This is a genomic window from Streptomyces sp. RLB3-17 (assembly GCF_007113425.2).
Taxonomy (GTDB): domain Bacteria; phylum Actinomycetota; class Actinomycetes; order Streptomycetales; family Streptomycetaceae; genus Streptomyces; species Streptomyces mirabilis_D.
Genome location: NZ_CP041610.2, coordinates 8,781,659 through 8,797,280, shown reverse-complemented (window position 1 = coordinate 8,797,280; position 15,622 = coordinate 8,781,659). Strand labels below are relative to the sequence as shown.

The following is a 15,622-nucleotide window of genomic DNA, read 5'->3' as shown; positions in this document are numbered from 1 at the left end:
AAGGGAGTTGGCATGGTGAACGGACCGGTGGTTCACGGAATGGACAGGACGCTGGGAAGCCGGCAGCTCGCCGCGCTGCTGTCCGCCGCGCCCCACGCCGACGGCCGCCCCGGATATCGCGCGCTGGCCGACGGCGTGCGCAGGCTGCTCCTCGACGGCCGGATCGCGTTGCACGTCCGGCTGCCCGCCGAGCGCGAGCTGGCCTCCGCGCTCACGGTCAGCCGGGCCACGGTGACGGCGGCGTACGACCTGCTGCGCGAGGACGGGTTCGCGCGGAGCCGACGGGGCGCGGGGACCTGGACGGAGCTGCCCGCCGGCCACCGCCCGGCCAATGTGGCCTCCTTCCCGGCCGACGACGGGGTGATCGACCTGGCCATCGCGGCGCCCGGCGCGCCCGAGGCGGAGCTCGCCGCGGCCTTCGCGGAGGCGGGCGTCCTGCTGGCCCGGCGGGCCTCGACACCCGGCTATCACCCCTACGGAATCCCGGAGTTGAGGGCCGCCGTCGCCGAGCGGTTCACCCGGCGCGGGCTGCCGACACTGCCGGACCAGATCCTCATCACGAACGGCGCGCAGCAGGCCCTCTCGCTGACGCTCGGGCTGCTCGGGCGGCCCGGTGACCGGATCCTGGTCGAGAACCCCTCGTATCCGAACGCGCTCGACGCGATGCGCCGCGTCGGACTGCGCACCACTCCCGTGCCCGTCACGGCGGAGGGCTGGGACCCGGGGCTGATCGACTGCGCGCTGCGGCAGGCGGCGCCCCGGCTCGCGTATCTGATCCCCGACTTCCACAATCCGACGGGTCATCTGATGCCGCTCGAACAGCGCCTGGCGGTACTGGAGTCGGCGCGCGCGACCGGCACCTGGCTGGTGATCGACGAGACGATGACGGACATCGCGCTGGATGTGCCCGGGGCCGCGCCGTTCGCCTCGCTCGCACCCCGCGGAATGAGCGAACAGGTCGTGACGGTGGGGTCGTTGAGCAAGACGCACTGGGGCGGGCTGCGCCTCGGCTGGGTGCGGGCGGGATCCCGGCTGATCACGGAGCTGGCGACCGCGCGGGTGCCCACGGACATGGGCGGTTCGGTCCTGGACCAGCTGGTCGCGCTCGGACTGCTGGCCCGCACGGACGAGGTGCTGCGCGAGCGGCTGCCGCGGCTGCGCGTCCAGCGGGACGCGCTCGCCGACTCACTGGCCCGTCATCTCCCCGACTGGCGCTGGCAGTTGCCGCCCGGCGGACTGACGCTGTGGATCGACCTGGGCCGCCCGATCGCCTCGTCGCTGGCCCGCGCGGCCCTGGCCCAGGGTCTGCGCATCGAAGGCGGTTCCCGCTTCGGCGCCGACCCGGGCACCCATGAGCACCGGCTGCGTTTCCCCTACACCCTGCCGTCCGACGTGCTCGACGAGGCGGTACGTCGGCTCACGACCGCCCTGGACAGCGGGCTCACCGCGGCCGGAGCGGAGGCGGGCCGCCCGCACTGGGTGGCGTGAGAGGTACTCCGGGAACGCACCCGGAGAAGGACCCCCGCCCCCTCAAGGGCGCCGGGGCGGTTCCCCGAACAGCTCCACCGCGCTGCGTACGCCCGCGAGGCCGGTCGACAGCGCGCTGACCGAGCCGATCGCGCCCGCGATCAGCAGCAGGGAGCGGCGCAGCCGGGGTATCTCGGGCATGCCGCTGAGGGCCATCGCCGCGAGCGCGGCGAGCTCGTCCTCGGCGATGCCCCGGTCGGGGAACTCGGCCGGATGTGTGGCGAGTTCACGGCGCAGCCGGGAGACGGCGGTCCGCAGTTCCGCCACCCTCGGATCCTCGTCGCTGCCGGTCACTGGCCTCTGTCCCAAGCTCCGCAACACAGCTCGCCCCCTCGCACGTCCTTGTGCGCACGCCCTCGCCGGTCTCTCCCGCACCCCATGGCGATGGTCGGGCGCCGGGGGACGCGGGCCAGTAAACGCCACCCGATGCGGTGGCGCCACCGCGCAGACCGAAATTCAGCCCCGCGAGACCGTGCCCTCGGCGCCGGGTCAGGTATGCAGGAGGTATGACGCACAGGGGAGACGGCGTATGACGCACGAAGAAGACCAGGTGGCCGGGCTGCTCCTCGCGGCGGGCGGGGGGCGACGGCTCGGCGGGCGGCCCAAGGCGCTGCTCGAACATCGGGGGCGCCCCCTCGTGGAGTACGCGGTGGGGGTGCTGCGCGCGGCCGGATGCACGCGCGTCCACGTGGTGCTGGGGGCGCGGGCCGACGCCGTACGGGAGCGGGCGCGGCTCGACGGGTGTGTGCTCGTGGACAACCCGGAGTGGGAGAACGGCATGGGTTCGTCGCTACGGGCCGGGCTCGGCTCGCTCGCCGGCACGGGCGCGCGGGCGGCACTGGTCTCGCTGGTCGACCAGCCCGGCATCGGGCCGCGGGCGGTCGCCCGGGTGCTCGCCGCCCACCAGGACGACACCTCGCTGGTTTCCGCGACGTACGACGGTGTGCGCGGCCATCCCGTCCTCTTCGGCGCCGCCCACTGGGCCGGTGTCGCGGCGAGTGCCACCGGTGACCGGGGGGCACGCGCCTATCTGAAGGAGCACGAGTCCGCGATCACGCTCGTCGAGTGCGGTGACGTGGCGGAGCCGTACGACATCGACACGGAGGACGATCTGGGACACCTTGAGTGAACGGCGTGGCACTGAGCGCCACGGTGCCTCGACCTGGAGAATCTCGACATCAACAAACCATTGAACTTCCACCATGAGGAAACTACTATCCACTGTTCAGAAGCGCCGGGCTGCTCTCCCGGCGCCGATCGCCGTACCCGGGTCGCCTGGCACCCGGTGCCACGCTCGCTGAAGGAAGTGACAGCTCATGTCCGCACCAGCGCCGTCCCCGCTGGCCATCGTCGACGCCGAGCCCCTGCCCCGGCAGGAAGAGGTCCTCACCGACGCGGCCCTCGCCTTCGTGGCCGAGCTGCACCGGTTGTTCACGCCCCGGCGTGACGAGCTCCTCGCCCGCCGCGCGGAGCGCCGCGCCGAGATCGCCCGCACCTCCACGCTCGACTTCCTCCCCCAGACCGCCGCCATCCGCGCGGACGACTCCTGGAAGGTGGCCCCCGCTCCGGCCGCCCTGAACGACCGCCGTGTCGAGATCACCGGCCCCACCGACCGCAAGATGACCATCAACGCCCTCAACTCGGGCGCGAAGGTCTGGCTCGCGGACTTCGAGGACGCCTCGGCGCCCACCTGGGAGAACGTGGTCACCGGTCAGCTCAACCTGATCGACGCGTACACCCGCAGCATCGACTTCACGGACCCGAGGTCCGGCAAGACGTACGCCCTGAAGGCGAACGACGAACTCGCGACGGTCGTCATGCGGCCACGCGGCTGGCACCTGAACGAGCGTCACCTCGTCGACGCGGACGGCACCCCCGTCCCCGGCGCGCTCGTCGACTTCGGCCTGTACTTCTTCCACAACGCGCAGCGGCTGCTCGACCTCGGCAAGGGCCCGTACTTCTACCTCCCGAAGACGGAGTCGCACCTGGAGGCCCGTCTCTGGAACGACGTCTTCGTCTTCGCGCAGGACTACGTCGGCATCCCGCAGGGCACCGTCCGCGCGACCGTCCTGATCGAGACGATCACGGCGGCGTACGAGATGGAGGAGATCCTCTACGAACTCCGCGACCACGCCTCCGGGTTGAACGCGGGTCGCTGGGACTACCTCTTCTCCATCGTCAAGAACTTCCGTGACGGCGGCCAGAAGTTCGTGCTGCCGGACCGCAACGCCGTGACGATGACGGCCCCCTTCATGCGCGCCTACACCGAACTCCTCGTCCGCACCTGCCACAAGCGCGGCGCGCACGCGATCGGCGGCATGGCGGCGTTCATCCCCTCCCGGCGCGACGAAGAGGTCAACAAGGTCGCCTTCGAGAAGGTCAAGGCCGACAAGGACCGCGAGGCGGGCGACGGCTTCGACGGCTCGTGGGTGGCCCACCCGGACCTGGTCCCGATCGCGATGGCGTCCTTCGACGCCGTCCTCGGCGAGAAGCCGAACCAGAAGGACCGGCTGCGCGAGGACGTGTCGGTCGCCGCCGGGGACCTGATCGCCGTCGACTCCCTCGACGCCAGGCCGACGTACGACGGTCTGGTCAACGCCGTCCAGGTCGGAATCCGTTACATCGAGGCCTGGCTGCGCGGGCTCGGCGCGGTCGCCATCTTCAACCTCATGGAGGACGCGGCCACCGCCGAGATCTCCCGCTCGCAGATCTGGCAGTGGATCAACGCGGGAGTCGAGTTCGAGCACGCGGGGCACATCGTGAAGGCCACCCCGGAGCTGGCCCGCGAGGTCGCCGCCGAGGAACTGGCGAACATCCGCGCCGAGATCGGCGAGGAGGCCTTCGCGGCCGGCCACTGGCAGCAGGCCCACGACCTGCTCCTGGAGGTCGCGCTGGACGAGAACTACGCCGACTTCCTGACGCTGCCGGCGTACGAGCAGCTCAAGGGCTGACCTCCGAGGCGGCTCACTTGTCCGAGTGGCCCAGGGACCTTCCCGGGGCCACTCGGTCGCGTACGAGCTTCTTGACGGCCGTCGGTTCCGGGAAGCCCTGCTCGCGCCGGTCCCAGACCACCTCGTCGTTCACGCGGACGACGAACACGCCGCCGGTGCCGGGCTTCAGGGACAGCTCGGTGAGTTCCGTCTCGAAGGTGGTGAGCAGCTCCTGGGCCAGCCAGGCCGCGCGGGGCAGCCAGCGGCACTGGGTGCAGTATTCGATCTGGACGCGCTGGACGTCTGTCATCCGAGGTGCACCGACCAATCCTGTTGCGCCGCCGGTTTGCCGTGCAGGTCGGGGACCCGCTTGAGCCAGTTCGGACGGCCCTGCTGGGTTTTCGTCGCGCGGTCCGCGTCCTCGGCGGCGAGCTGTTCACGGCTCGGGAAGTCCGTGGGGAGCCAGTCCGCCGAGGCCTTCACGCGGGCGAGGAGATAGCGGACGTACGCCTCCCGCGCCTCGTCCGGGGTGGCGAAACCGGGTTCTTCCGCGAGCCAGGCGTCCGGCACCGCGGCGGTGACCTCGCGCAGCAGCTCCTCCGTCACTTTGGGCGCGAGCTCGGCGTCGGCGGCGCGGGTGTCCGGGGCGTAGCCGCCGAGGGCGTGGCGGCGGAAGTCGTACGCCTTCTCCGGGGCCGAGGCGTCCCAGCGGTGGTGGAAGACGAGGGCGGCGCCGTGGTCGATCAGCCACAGCCGCGGGGGTGCGATGCCGAACGTCGGCCAGACCATCAGGTTCGAGCTGTGCACCGTGCGGTCCACGTTGACCGTGAGGGCGTCCAGCCAGATCACCTTGCCCGCCTCCAGCGGGTCGACGGGGAACGTCCTGGCCGTCTCCGGGGTGAAGTCCTTCGCACCCGGCAGATAGTCCATGCCGAGGTTGAGCCCTGCGCTGACGCGCAGCAGGTCCTGGACCTCCTGGTGCGGTTCGTGCTCGGCGACGGCCGGATCGAAGTGGACGAGGACCAGCTCGGGGAAGCGCAGCCCGAGGGCGCGCGCCAGCTCACCGACGATCACCTCGGCGACCAGCGCCTTGCGTCCCTGCGCGGAGCCCGTGAACTTCACGACGTACGTCCCCAGGTCGTCGGCCTCGACGACGCCGGGTACGGAGCCACCGGACCGCAGGGGTGCGATATAGCGGGTCGCAGTGACCTCGTTCAGCATTTTCTCAGGCCATACATTTTCTCGACCTTACAATCCATGACCAACCTCAGACATATGCAACCAAGGTAATCGACGTGCGCCCCTTGCCTCCATCATGATCATGCCCTGTACGACTTCGAAGAACACGGCTCCTCTTCTTCAGGAAAGAAGGAGGAGCTGTGTTCCCCTCGCCGCGGAATGTCCCGTCCGGCCTCAGAGCGGGTTGGAGGGCACGGAATCCTGCGGCGTGCGGGCCGGCGGGCCGATCCGCGGGTCGGTGGGGCGAGGCACGTAGACGGGGGAGTCCGACTGGTAGAAGAGATCGATGTCGGCTTCCTCGCCGCCGACGATCAGCGTGTCCCACGCGCCGCTTTCCTGGAGCGTGCGGAGCGTGGCCGGGTCCAGCGTCAAGAGGTGGTTGCGCAGTTCCTCGTCGGTGGGCATACCGGGGAGACGGGTTGCGAGGCGCTCGCGTATCGCGGTCATGCGCTCCAGCAGGGCGTCGAGGGACGCGTGCTCGGGTTCGGAGCCGTCGCCGGGTTCCGGTTCCATGCTGCGGGCGATGATGTCCTTGATGGCCCGGGTGACGCCCTGTTCGTCTGTGGTGACCATGGCGTTCCAGGCCCGGCTCTTGTGCCGGTACTGCAGCATGGACATGGCCGCCTCGTGCCGGATGAAGTCGGCGTCGCGCAGCGGCTTTCCCTGCCATGTGCGGCTGAGGGAGCGAGCGAGCGAAGTGGCGGAGGCGAGACCGCTGTTGAGGCCGCGACCCGGCCAGAAGTGGATGGCGTTGGCCGCGTCGCCCAGCAGGAGGCCGTACGTGCCGGGGCCCGTCGCGGTCGGGCGGCTCAGCTGCGCCGTGAACCGCGGGCGCTGCACCATGTCCAGGCGGAACGACGTGATCGCGGTGAGGTCGTTCTCCGGCACGCCGAACAGCTTCAGTCCCTCCCGGATCCGCTTCCACAAGGGCGAACTGCGCAGCAGGGCGGGCAGGAAGAGGGTTCCGTGCGTGGGACAGCGGAACTCGTGGTCCTCTTCGCGGCTCATGACGCAGGGGCGAGCGGCGATGCACTCCTCGAAGACCTGACGGACCGGGTCGATGCCGATCACGTTTCGGGCCTCCTCGCGGGTGAGCCGCATGTTCAAGAAGCCCTCGCCGCGCAGCGAGTTGAGAAGGAACCTGTTCTGCGACACGGTCAGCAGGACGCTCATCTGGTCCGAGAGCGGGGACTTCACCCGAAGCCCCAGCACCACGTCCTGCAGGTGGTCGCCGTCGAGGGAGTAGATCGAGGCGTCGGCCGCGCCGAAGCGGTCGGCGTAGTGCTCCCGCGTGCGGGATCGTCCGCCTTCGCAGATCGCCAGGACGTGTTCCTGCGCGAGCCGACCCTGATGCTCCGAGGGGTCGAACCGCTCCGGCACCAGCCGGATCGCGGCGTTCTTGTTCGCCAACTCCAGCAGACAGTCCTCGATGTAGGCGATCCGGATGTTGCGGGGAGGCAGGCCGTCCACGGAGTCCGGTCCGACGGGCCACATTTCCGAATAGTCGCCCACGTCGCCGAACAGCGCCGACTGGATGTCCTCGGGCAGCGCGAGGTACTGCCGGCTCTGGACGGTCACGACCTGTTGGCGACGGACGTTTCCCTGGGTCTCGTCCTTCCAGACGACGGTGGAGCCGTTCTTGGTCCACCGCCCTTCGTAGACCGTGATCGAGACCCGCCCGCGCAGCATGTTCTCCAGCGTCAGCGCGAAAGCGAGGCCCACCGGGCCTCCGCCGGTGACGGTGACCCTGAGCACGCCAGGGTCCACGGAGGCGCTCACCCGGGGTGCGTCGAGGTGGGAGAGATCCATCATCGTCTCGATGGCGTCCTCCGACTCGAAGAGGAAGGTCTCCTCACCTATTCGGATGCGGTCGCCGGAGCGCAGTGCATGCCGGGTGATGCGCTGGTCGTTGACGAAGGTGCCGTTCCGGCTGTTGCGGTCGTAGAGCACGAAGCCGGCATCCTCCTCGAGGATTTCGGCGTGCAGACGGGAGGCGTTGGCGCTGACGATCACGACGTCGTTGTCGCTCTTGCGACCGAACGTCAGTGGAGCAGCGCTCAGGACCACGCTTTGACCAGTGAAGGGGCCCGTTTGCCCCAGGATGACCGATGGCACTCATACTCCTTATGAACGACATCCAACTGCGAAAGAGAGGCCGCGCGACGCGGCTGACCCGACACGAGACCGGAGCCTTCACTCAAACGTGAACGTGACCTGGTTTAGTTCGATTCTTGCGACAAATTCGTTCCGCGCCGCGTCGGGGGGCCGCGATCCGGACACCTCGCCGCGCCGCGGGAGAACTCCGGACACCTCGCCCCGCCACAGGAGAACTCCGGGCACGGGACGGCCCGGACCGAGGGCCGCCCCGCTCCGCAACGCGGTCCGGGCCGTCGGTCGGTGCCCGGACGACCTGTCTCAGCCCGTTCCGGCCTCGCAAGTCAGCGACAGAGGCACCATGTTGGACTTGCCCTGCACGGGTGCCTTGAGCTCCACGCCGATTTCGCTCTCGAGCTTTCCGGCCTCCGCCCACGTGCTCAGGCTCACCGTGTCCTGCTTGCTGAGTCCGCCGTCATCCGAGAACACCAGCGTCCTCCAGTGCGGATCGGTCACCGAGCCGTCCTTGGACACCCACCGGTAGGAGAATTGGGCCGGGAGCCGGTCCACCGAGAACGTCGCCGTAAAGGTGGGCGCCTGCTCGCTCGGCGGCGGGCACGGTCCCGAGTACGTCGTGTGCGAACCCGTCACCGTCACCCGCACCCCCAGGGTGGCGGAGGCGCCTTGGCCGTCGCCCTGGGTGCTGGCGGCGGTGGCGTTCCCGGCGTTCTTCGAGGCCGAGCCCGCCCCTGCGGTGGTGTTGCCGGCGTTCTGCCGATCCCCGCTTCCGTTTCCGTCGTTCATGAGCGCGTAGCCCACCCCGGCCAGCGCCAGCACGCACAGGGACACGCCCGCGGCGACGAGCGCGATGCTGCGCCGGCTGCGCCGCGCGTCAACCGGGGGGACGGGGGAGGCGGGTGTGCCGGCGGCGCGCGGATCCAGCACTGCTGGATCCGCGACCGCGGGCTGTGCCCCAGGATCCGCGTCCGCCGACCGCGCCAGGGAATGCGTGATCGTGGGCTGCGCCGAAGGATCCGCGACCGCGGCCTGCGCCAGGGGCTCGGCGACCGTGGGCCGCGTCACGGGATCCGCGTCCGCCGCCCGCACCGAAGGTTCCGCGACCGTGGGCTGCGCCGAAGGTTCCGCGACCGTCGCCTGCGCCGAGGGATCAGCGACCGTGGGCTGGTCCAAGGAATGCGTGACCGTGGGCTGTTCCCCAGGATCCGCGGGAGACGTCCGTGTCGTGGGCTGTGTCGAAACGGTCGGGGAGTCGGAGGACGGCGGCACGATTCCCGCGTCGGGGATGCCGCCCTGGCCGATGAGCCGCAGGTCCGCTGCCGCCTGCTCGGCGGTGAGGCGTTCGTCCGGATCCTTGCGCAGCAGTCCCTCGATGACCGGAGTGAGGGCGCCGGCCCGGCGGACTTGCGGCAACTCCGCGTCCACGATGGCCCGCAGGGTGCTGAGCGGGGTGTTCTGACGGAAGGGGGAGCGCGCCTCGACGGCCGCGTACAGCAGCACGCCGAGCGACCACAGGTCCGACGCGGGCCCGGACCGCTGGCCCAACGCCCGCTCCGGAGACAGGAACTCGGGCGATCCGACGACTTCACCGGTCATGGTGAGCGCGGAGTCGCCCTCGATCATGGCGATGCCGAAATCGGTGAGCACCACCCGGCCGTCCCTGGCTATCAGCACGTTGGCCGGTTTCACGTCTCGGTGCAGCACACCGGTCTCGTGGGCGGCGTGGAGCGCGGCGAGCACCTCGAGGCCGATGGACGCGGCACGTTGCGGGGAGAGTCGGCCCTCGGTCTTGAGCAGGTCGGCCAGCGACTGACCGCGGACCAACTCCATGACGATCCACGGGCGGCCCTCCTCCATGGCCACGTCGTAGACGGTCACCACGTTCGGATGCGCCACCCGGGCCGCGGCCCACGCCTCACGCTCCAGCCGCGTGTACATCCGCTCGATGTCGGGCGCCGCCAGTCCGGCAGGCGCCCGGACCTCCTTGATGGCGACCTCGCGGTGCAGCACCTTGTCGTAGGCGCGCCACACGGTGCCCATGCCGCCCGCGCCGAGGGGTGACAGCAGACTGTAGCGGCCGGCGACCACACGCTCGCTGCCCGACTCTTGGGACACGGCGTCCTCATTGGCCATCGGAGCGATTCTCCCTTTCCCTACCCAAGCCGCTCGTCAGAGCGCGGACATCGCACGTGGACCATGCACCTGGCCTGTCCGGAAAGCAGGGCACGGACGGAGTGACCCCACAGCGGAGGAACCCGTGACAACCCAACGGACCAATCCGACGGTGATCGTACCGTCGTTCACCGGACGCGGGCGCCGACGTGTGCGCGGCACCGCCCAGGTCGAATCGCTCCATCATCACGTTCACCTGACGTCGCCTTTTGTTCACCTCGCCAGGTCGGCGGGTCGGTGGTGGAGGTCCGCCCGGATCCAGGGGCCGGCACGGGAGTTGAGCTGCTCGGCCGCCAGGTGGGGAGCGTGAGGAGGAACCCGGTACTAGGCGCGGGCCAGCGGGTTCGGCAGCGGGAGGTAGCGGGCGTCCGCGCCGTCCGCGCCCGTCCAGCGAAGCAGCAGGTTCGTCTTGCCGGGAAGCGTGGGGGCGGCGAGCAACTCCGCGATCTCGTGCGCGATCCCGGGCAGGCCGTGGTGGGCCAGCTCGGTCCGTACGGCGGCCCACGGGTCCCAGCCCGGGTGGCCCTCCGCGAGCAGGGCGGCGAATTCTGACACGTTGTTGACGATCAGACAGTAGACGAGCCGCTCCCATCCGGCGGCCCGGTCCACGTCCGTGAGCAGCTTCACGCCCTCCGCGTCGCGGAACAGCGCCTGCACGGGGATGCCGTCGGCGTCCACGGCCACCACCGTGTTCTGCAGATGCGCCTCCAGGACGACTCCGTGCCGCGCGAACGCGTCCAGGGCCGGGGGGACGACCTGGCGCAGATACGCCGTCCACCAGGCGGACGGGTCGGCGAGACCGTCGAGGGGGCTGCCCTCGAAGCCCTCGACAAGGGCGGCGGCGAGGAGCGGGGTCGCGCCGGGGACGACGTGCTCGCGCAGCCCGTCACGGACGAGGACCGCGAGTTCCTCGAAGGCGAAGTCGGCGGTGCGGTAGCCGCGGTCGCTCAGCCAGGCGGCGCCGGTCCTCGTACCCGTGCTCGTCCCCGTGGTCGTGGTCGCGAACGCGGCGGCTGTCGCCTCGTCCGTACGGCGCAGTTTCAGCAGGTCGTGGCGCCACAGCCGACGGATGTCGTTGGTGATGCGCACGTCGAGGCTGAACTTGACGAAGACGTCCTCCTCGGGGGCGTAGAGCGTGCGGATCGCGGCCGTCGGCCACAGCGGACGCGCGGTGCGGCCCAGGCGGATCAGCCGGCCGTCCGCGAAGGCGGCCCGGATCTCCGGGCGGGCGCCGACCAGGTCGAGCTGCCAGGGATGGGCCGGAAGCAGCCGGTAGCCATCCGGGGACGGCCCGAAGTCGTCCAGCGTCGAGGTGTCGCCCTCCTCGACGACCGCGTCCTCCCGCACGCCGAGCAGCTCCAGCGGGAAGCGGGCGTACGCCTCGGGCGCGTACGGCAGCCAGCCGGCAACGGGACCGCCGCCCCGGGCCTTGGGCGCCGGGTGGTACGGATGCCCGGTGATCAGGGACTGCTCGGAGCGGATGTACGGGTCCGCGGGCGGCGTCGCGTCCAGGCGGGCGGCGAGCAGCGCGGCCACCGCGTCCCGGCTGTCGATCATCTCGGCGGGCAGCTCGGGGTTGGACAGACCGGTGAATCCGCGCAGTTCCTCGGCGGTGAGTTTGACCAGTTCGGCGTGGGTGAGCCGGTGCCAGGCCCCGTCGGCGTACACCTCGGGCGCCATGGGCCTGCGCGTCCCCCGCACCCGCAGCAGCCGCCCGCCGGAGCGGAGCCGGAACACACCGGAGCCCTCGGCGGGCTCTCCCACCTCCCGCAGCAGACAATTGAGCAGCGGAGCGGCGGCGTACTCGTCGGCGGCCTCTTCTATGTCGTCCCTGAGGTACCTGGGGGGCATGGAGTCCACGCGATCCATTCATTCCATACGGTGCACTGGTGATCAGTATGTCTGTCGGCGCGGGCGACCGCGACGCGCAGTCCCCGTACCCAAGGAGCCCGACCGTGCACCGTCCCCCCACGCCCGACGCCGAGGCAGCGCTCGCCGACGAGCTGAGCGCCGTACGCCCCGCCCTCGCGGCGTCGTACGCGGCCGGGCTCCCCGGTGCCCGGGCGGCCGTGCTGAGCCGTCTGTGGCGTGCGCTGGCGTATGAGCCGATGCCGTGGATCGCGCGCCGCGAACCGGGGGCCGACGGGCTCACGCTCCACCTCGCCGACGGCCGCCGGCTGCACGGCCCGCGCCCGGATCCGTACGCGACCACCTCGTACGTCACCGAGGTCCGGCTGGACGACACGGTGTACGAGCGTCCGGCGCGGCTCATGACGGCCCTCGGCATACCGCACGCGACCGCCTTCGCCGTCGAGCTCGACGACAGCGTCGCCTCGATGGCCCTGTCGCGCGCGAACCAGCCCGCTGTCGACCATGAGCCCCTCACCAGCGGGGAGTGGGAGCAGCGGGTGGTCGACGGTCATCCGTACCACCCCAACTGCCGTTCCCGGCCCGGGTTCTCGGTGGCCGAGCAGCTCGCCTACGGGCCGGAGCACCGGCCGGTCGTGGAACTCGGCCTGGTGGGCGCGGACGACTGCCTGGTCCGGGGTGAGTGGCCCAAGTGGCTGCGGGACGAGGACCGTTTCCTGATCCCCGTCCACCCCTGGCAGCTGGCGCACGTACTGCGCACCACGCCCCAGGAGGCAGTCCCCGCACACCCGTTGATGTCGCTGCGCACCCTCGCCCTGCCCGACGGACCGCACGTCAAGACCGCGCTGAGCGCCCGGCTGACCTCCTCCGTGCGGGACATCTCGGTCTACTCGATCGAGACGTCGGCGACGGTGTCGGCGTTCGCGGAGGACATGGCGGCCCGTACGGACGGCCTGCTGCACGTCACCCGCACCCTGGGCGCCCTCACGACCCACTCCCCCGACCTGGCGGCGGTGCTGCGCGAGTCCCCGGACGTGTACGCGCACCCGGGCGAGCGCGTTCTGCCCGTGGCCGCCCTCGCCACCACCGAGCTGCCCCGATCGGCCGCCTGGCTGACCGACTTCACCCGCCTCGCGCTCACCGTCTGCATGCGGCTGCTCGACCTGGGGGTGGCCCTGGAGGCGCACGGGCAGAACCTCCTGGTCGTACTGGACGCCACCGGCGCACCGGTCCGGCTCGTCTACCGCGATCTGGCCGACATCCGCGTGAGCCCGGCCCGGCTGGCCCGGCACGGCATCCCGGTTCCGGCGCTCTCCGGACGGATCGTCACGGACGACGTGACCACCCTGCGCCGCAAGATGTTCGGCTCGCTGATCGGCGGCACGCTGGGGGCGACGGCCGGTTCGTCGGCCGTACTGCGGGAGGTCCTGGAGACCGTCGTACGGGATCTGCCGCGCACCCCGGACCTGGCGGTCCTGCTCGACGAGCCGCTGCCGACCAAGGCGTTGAGCCTGATGCGGCTGTCTCCGCAGACTCCGGGGGACATCTGGGCGCAGCTTCCCAACCCGTTCGCCACCCAATAGTTCGTAGATCGTTTTGAAGCCCGGCACCTTTGCTCCATAGGATCCTGCGATGATCACAAGACAACGGCTGGCGGCAGGAGTCTGCGCCCTGCTCGCCGCCCTGACGGCCGGGATCGCCTTCCCGACCGGAGCGGTCGCCGACGAAACGGCGGAGCAGGCCGCTCCCAAGGTCGAACTCGTGCTGGACGTCAGCGGTTCGATGCGGGCGCGCGACATAGACGGCGGGTCGCGCATGTCCGCGGCGAAGCAGGCGTTCAACGAGGTGCTCGACGCGACACCCGAGGAGGTCCAGCTCGGCATACGGACCCTCGGCGCCAACTACCGCGGCAACGACCGCAAGACGGGCTGCAAGGACACCGCCCAGCTGTACCCGGTGGGCACGCTGAACCGAACGGAGGCGAAGACCGCCGTCGCGACGCTCACGCCCACCGGCTGGACGCCGATCGGTCCCGCGCTGCTCAAGGCGGCCGGCGACCTCGACGGCGGCAACGGCACCCGGCGGATCGTGCTGATCAGCGACGGCGAGGACACCTGCCAGCCGCTCGACCCGTGCGAGGTGGCCCGCGAGATCGCCGCCAAGGGCATCGGGCTCACCATCGACACCCTCGGGCTCGTGCCCGACGCCAAGACCCGTGACCAGCTCAGCTGCATCGCGGACGCGACCGGGGGCACGTACACCTCGGTCCAGCACAAGGAAGAACTCACGGACCGTGTCGGTCAGTTGGTAAAGCGCGCCGCCGACCCGGTGGTGACGCCGGTCGCCGTGGAGGGCGCCACCGCCTGCACGAGTGCCCCGACGCTGAAGTCCGGGCTGTACACGGACCGCGAGGAGTTCGGGCAGCACCGCTACTACCGCGTGGACGTCAAGCCCGGCCAGGAGCTGCGCGCCTCGGTGAGCGTCGCGGCCGACCGCGAGGTCAACCCGGACTACGGGGTGTTGCTGCGCGCCGTCACCGTGCACGGACGTGAGATCGTGCGCGGCGAGGCGGCGGGCAACGGCCGTACCGACGTCATCTCGACCGGTCTGCGCTATCCCAAGGCCAAGAGCGACGACGAGAACGCCCCCGCCGAGACCGTGTGTCTTCAGGTGTCCAACTCCTTCTCGGCGGCGAGCGGCGTGAAGACCACGCCGGGCATGCCGGTGGAACTGACGGTCGACGTCGTGGACGGGCCGGACCAGGCGAGCGACGTGGCCTCCTTCGGCCTCGGCCGCGGCTGGTGGCTGCTCGGCGCCCTCGTGCTCACCGGCTTCCTCGCGGGTGTGCTGTGGGGCTGGGTCTCGCGCCTGCGGATCGCGGTCTGGAGGACCAACTGATGCGTGTCAGAAGAGTGTTGAGCACCGCCCTGCTGCTGCTCGGGATCGCCGCGGTGCCCGCCGCGGCCGACTCCTCGCCCTCCGCGAGCCCCTCGGGCGACAGCGCCGCGCCGACCCAGGCCGGCACGTCGTTCCGTACGGCGACCGAGATCGAGCAGGGCCGGCAGGCCACCGCCAGCGGGTCCACGGGCGACTACCTGTACTGGTCGTTCCCCGCGGACTCCGGGCAGCGGCCCACCGTGAAGGCGACGGTGAAGCTCCCGGAGGCCTCCACGCGGCACGCCGGCCAGACCTGGCAGCTCGACGTCTACGACGGGCTGCGACGCCGCCAGGCCTGCCAGTACGGGGCACAGACACGGACGGCGGCACAGGACGCAGCCACCGTGGAACTGGCCTGCACCCTGCGCACGGTCCGATCCTGGTCGGAGACCTGGGCCAACGACCCGCTGCCGGGCACGTACTACGTCCGGCTGACCGTCACGGGGCTGCAGGCCTCCGACCTGGGTCTGCCGGTCGCGGCCGAGGTCAAGGTCGACTCCAAGGACGTCGGCGGGTCGGCGGCGGTGGACGGTTCGCTGGCGAAGCCGCTGGTGCCGGGCATCGCGACGAGCGCCGGGAAGTCCGACTCCGGCTCCGGTTCGTCGACGGCCGCGCTGTCGTCCATCGAGCCCGCCGACGGCTGGGCCTCCGGCTGGTGGTCCGACCGCTGGGTGTGGACCGCGATCGGCGGCATCCTCGCGGCGCTCGCGGGTATCGGCGGGTACGCGTTGACCCGGGGGTCGGGACGGCCTTCCCGGGTGCCGCCGGGTGCGTAGGCACTCGTAGGCGTCATGACGGCTACGTGACGGCGAAGGCCCGCCGTGCCCCCTCGGCAC

At 71.0% G+C, this 15,622-nt stretch carries 12 protein-coding genes; 6 read left to right on the top strand and 6 right to left on the bottom strand.

Annotated features, from left to right (window positions below):
* Nucleotides 1-12 precede the first annotated feature (12 nt).
* Complete coding sequence (locus tag FNV62_RS39360; RefSeq protein ID WP_225900526.1) at nucleotides 13-1,488, top strand: PLP-dependent aminotransferase family protein; 1,476 nt, start codon at nucleotides 13-15, stop codon at nucleotides 1,486-1,488.
* A 42-nt stretch (nucleotides 1,489-1,530) separates the two neighbouring features.
* Here FNV62_RS39360 and FNV62_RS39355 read toward each other — a convergent pair whose 3' ends face one another.
* A complete protein-coding gene (locus FNV62_RS39355) occupies nucleotides 1,531-1,848 on the bottom strand; it encodes a DUF5955 family protein (RefSeq protein WP_054237073.1) in 318 nt (105 codons plus the stop codon).
* Nucleotides 1,849-2,056: 208 nt separating this feature from the next.
* On the opposite strand from FNV62_RS39355, the gene FNV62_RS39350 reads away from it, so the two are divergent.
* On the top strand, nucleotides 2,057-2,656 hold the full coding sequence (locus tag FNV62_RS39350; protein ID WP_097286802.1) for an NTP transferase domain-containing protein: 600 nt from the start codon (nucleotides 2,057-2,059) through the stop codon (nucleotides 2,654-2,656).
* 187 nt (nucleotides 2,657-2,843) lie between these two features.
* Complete coding sequence (gene aceB / locus FNV62_RS39345; RefSeq protein WP_143603358.1) at nucleotides 2,844-4,478, top strand: malate synthase A; 1,635 nt, start codon at nucleotides 2,844-2,846, stop codon at nucleotides 4,476-4,478.
* A 13-nt stretch (nucleotides 4,479-4,491) separates the two neighbouring features.
* Here the strand turns inward: aceB and FNV62_RS39340 are convergent, their stop codons facing one another.
* The 5 genes from FNV62_RS39340 to FNV62_RS39320 all read right to left on the bottom strand — a co-directional run bounded on the left by FNV62_RS39340 (nucleotide 4,492) and on the right by FNV62_RS39320 (nucleotide 11,849).
* Complete coding sequence (locus tag FNV62_RS39340) at nucleotides 4,492-4,767, bottom strand: SelT/SelW/SelH family protein (protein WP_054237070.1); 276 nt, start codon at nucleotides 4,765-4,767, stop codon at nucleotides 4,492-4,494.
* Complete coding sequence (locus tag FNV62_RS39335) at nucleotides 4,764-5,678, bottom strand: HipA family kinase (RefSeq protein ID WP_143628623.1); 915 nt, start codon at nucleotides 5,676-5,678, stop codon at nucleotides 4,764-4,766. The genes FNV62_RS39340 and FNV62_RS39335 overlap by 4 nt, the downstream gene beginning before the upstream one ends.
* A 192-nt stretch (nucleotides 5,679-5,870) precedes the next feature.
* Nucleotides 5,871-7,811 carry an FHA domain-containing protein gene (locus tag FNV62_RS39330; protein WP_143603353.1) on the bottom strand — a complete coding sequence of 647 codons (1,941 nt, stop codon included), beginning with the start codon at nucleotides 7,809-7,811 and terminating at the stop codon, nucleotides 5,871-5,873.
* Between the two features lie 300 nt (nucleotides 7,812-8,111).
* The gene (locus FNV62_RS39325; protein ID WP_143628619.1) at nucleotides 8,112-9,941 is read right to left on the bottom strand and encodes a serine/threonine-protein kinase; all 1,830 of its coding nucleotides are present in this window, start codon (nucleotides 9,939-9,941) and stop codon (nucleotides 8,112-8,114) included.
* A 363-nt stretch (nucleotides 9,942-10,304) separates the two neighbouring features.
* Complete coding sequence (locus FNV62_RS39320) at nucleotides 10,305-11,849, bottom strand: IucA/IucC family protein (protein WP_143628618.1); 1,545 nt, start codon at nucleotides 11,847-11,849, stop codon at nucleotides 10,305-10,307.
* A gap of 86 nt (nucleotides 11,850-11,935) precedes the next feature.
* Here FNV62_RS39320 and FNV62_RS39315 point away from each other — a divergent pair, with 86 nt between their 5' ends.
* Genes FNV62_RS39315 through FNV62_RS39305 form a run of 3 tightly spaced genes read left to right on the top strand, consistent with a single transcriptional unit; the run spans nucleotide 11,936 to nucleotide 15,562 of the window.
* Nucleotides 11,936-13,432 carry an IucA/IucC family protein gene (locus tag FNV62_RS39315; RefSeq protein ID WP_205523178.1) on the top strand — a complete coding sequence of 499 codons (1,497 nt, stop codon included), beginning with the start codon at nucleotides 11,936-11,938 and terminating at the stop codon, nucleotides 13,430-13,432.
* A 49-nt stretch (nucleotides 13,433-13,481) separates the two neighbouring features.
* Complete coding sequence (locus FNV62_RS39310; protein WP_054237065.1) at nucleotides 13,482-14,747, top strand: VWA domain-containing protein; 1,266 nt, start codon at nucleotides 13,482-13,484, stop codon at nucleotides 14,745-14,747.
* On the top strand, nucleotides 14,747-15,562 hold the full coding sequence (locus FNV62_RS39305) for a hypothetical protein (protein ID WP_143609604.1): 816 nt from the start codon (nucleotides 14,747-14,749) through the stop codon (nucleotides 15,560-15,562). The genes FNV62_RS39310 and FNV62_RS39305 overlap by 1 nt, the downstream gene beginning before the upstream one ends.
* Nucleotides 15,563-15,622: the final 60 nt, after the last annotated feature.

Coding starts and splice junctions, on each gene's coding strand:
- FNV62_RS39350 (WP_097286802.1), top strand. CDS start 2,057: ATGACGCACGAAGAAGACCAGGTGGCCGGGCTGCTCCTCGCGGCGGGC.
- aceB (WP_143603358.1), top strand. CDS start 2,844: ATGTCCGCACCAGCGCCGTCCCCGCTGGCCATCGTCGACGCCGAGCCC.
- FNV62_RS39360 (WP_225900526.1), top strand. CDS start 13: ATGGTGAACGGACCGGTGGTTCACGGAATGGACAGGACGCTGGGAAGC.
- FNV62_RS39305 (WP_143609604.1), top strand. CDS start 14,747: ATGCGTGTCAGAAGAGTGTTGAGCACCGCCCTGCTGCTGCTCGGGATC.
- FNV62_RS39325 (WP_143628619.1), bottom strand. CDS start 9,941: ATGGCCAATGAGGACGCCGTGTCCCAAGAGTCGGGCAGCGAGCGTGTG.
- FNV62_RS39335 (WP_143628623.1), bottom strand. CDS start 5,678: ATGCTGAACGAGGTCACTGCGACCCGCTATATCGCACCCCTGCGGTCC.
- FNV62_RS39310 (WP_054237065.1), top strand. CDS start 13,482: ATGATCACAAGACAACGGCTGGCGGCAGGAGTCTGCGCCCTGCTCGCC.
- FNV62_RS39340 (WP_054237070.1), bottom strand. CDS start 4,767: ATGACAGACGTCCAGCGCGTCCAGATCGAATACTGCACCCAGTGCCGC.
- FNV62_RS39320 (WP_143628618.1), bottom strand. CDS start 11,849: ATGGATCGCGTGGACTCCATGCCCCCCAGGTACCTCAGGGACGACATA.